The sequence below is a fragment of the Streptomyces sp. WELS2 genome, assembly GCF_013870595.1.
Lineage (GTDB): Bacteria > Actinomycetota > Actinomycetes > Streptomycetales > Streptomycetaceae > Streptomyces.
Window position 1 is genome coordinate 1 of sequence record NZ_JACBWZ010001190.1, and the last position, 1,515, is coordinate 1,515.

1 protein-coding gene is annotated in these 1,515 nt (G+C 72.8%); it reads right to left on the reverse strand.

Translation table 11 applies throughout. The annotated features are described in order from the left end of the window. Window positions 1–1,515: endo-beta-N-acetylglucosaminidase (locus H5J33_RS34900; RefSeq protein WP_181798662.1), on the reverse strand; the 1,515-nt coding region annotated here is incomplete at both ends.

The window sequence follows — 1,515 nt, forward strand, 5'->3', positions numbered from 1 at the left end:
GCCGTCGGTGGGGGTGAGCCGGATGCCGAGAGCGTGCACGGTCCCGGAGAGGCCGGTGAGCGGGATGGTGACGGTCTGCCAGCTGTTGACCGAGTTCACAGCCAGATACCTGTACGGCGGTGTCTCCCCCGGTCCGCTGGGAGGCGCCATCGCCACCGCCAGTTCGACGTTCACACTCCCAGACTCGCTCCGGGACGTCAGGTCGACAACCGTGTTCACAGCGATCGGCAGCCGGGTCGCGTACAGGTCCAACACCACTGGTTGATCGAGTTCACCCGCCACCAGCACGCTGCTCCCGCCCCGCCAGGCGTCGGCGAAGTCGAAGGCGACCGTCGGCCGCGCCCCCGCCGTCCGGACCACCCACCGCCGGGCCGGCAGCCGGTCCTGGAGGCCGAGATGGTTCCAGGGGTTCTCCGAGACGACGGTCCCCTGCTCGTACCACCGCAGCCCGTGGCCGGTGTTGAACACGGTCGCGAACGGCACGGACGTCACCGTCGACCGGTCCGCCACGGACACCGCCGGTGCCCGCCACGGGTCGCCCGGGTCGGGCCGCGACGGGTCCGCGGAACGCCCGGTCCAGAACCGGTCGTCGGCCGCGTGGAAGTCCCCGGGGGCGCGGCGGTCGGCGGGCAGCTGGTTCCGGGTCCACTCGGGACGGTAGAACCCGATCGAGGTGACGTGCGGCTTCCCGGCCGGCACGATCGCGTCCCAGTCCACATGCGTACCGGACCCGTTCGACTCGACGTCGACGCCGGCCCACAGTTCGTAACGGCTCCTCCCCAGCCGGTCGGCCTTCGTACCGGAGGACGCCAGTGCGGCCGCGCTCCACCGGAAGTCCACGAACATGCTGTCGGCGGCCTGGAAGAACGCCTGGTTCTGGCTGGTCAGCGCGCCCTGCCAGCCCACCGTGCCGTTCACGGTCATCGCGTCGTACCAGGTCACCCGCTGTCCCCTGGCCGCCGCCAGCGCCCTCAGCTCCTGGACGAAGCCCAGCATGGCCGTGCCCAGCGCGGTGTTCCCGCCGCCCGTCTCGGCGTTGACGAACCAGCCGTCGAAGCCGTACGCCGCCGCCACCGCGACCAGTTGCGACGCGAGCGGGTAGTGGCCGGTGGCGTCCCGCTGCACCAGGTCCCGGGTCCACTGGAGCTGCCCGCCGTAGGCCGCCGGCGGCAGGAAGACGTTCCCGAGGACGGGGACGCCGTGCCGGTGGGCCGCGTCGACGACCGGGGCGTTCGGGGCGAGGATCAGGCCCTCGCCGGCCGAACCGCCCCAGAACACCAGCTCGTCGATGTACGCCCAGTGGGTGAGCGCGTAGTAGTCGGCGGTGGCCGAGCCCTGGGCGGGGTTGCCCGACGTCGGGCCGAAGGAGACCAGCGCCTGGACGCGGGCCTGACCGGTGCGGGCGGTGGGGTTCGCCGGGGTCGGGGTGAAGCGCGCGGCGAGGGGTACGGTCGCGGCGTTGAAGGCGAGGTCGGGGTCGTCGGCGGCGCGCCAGCTCCTCAGGCTGCGCCAGGT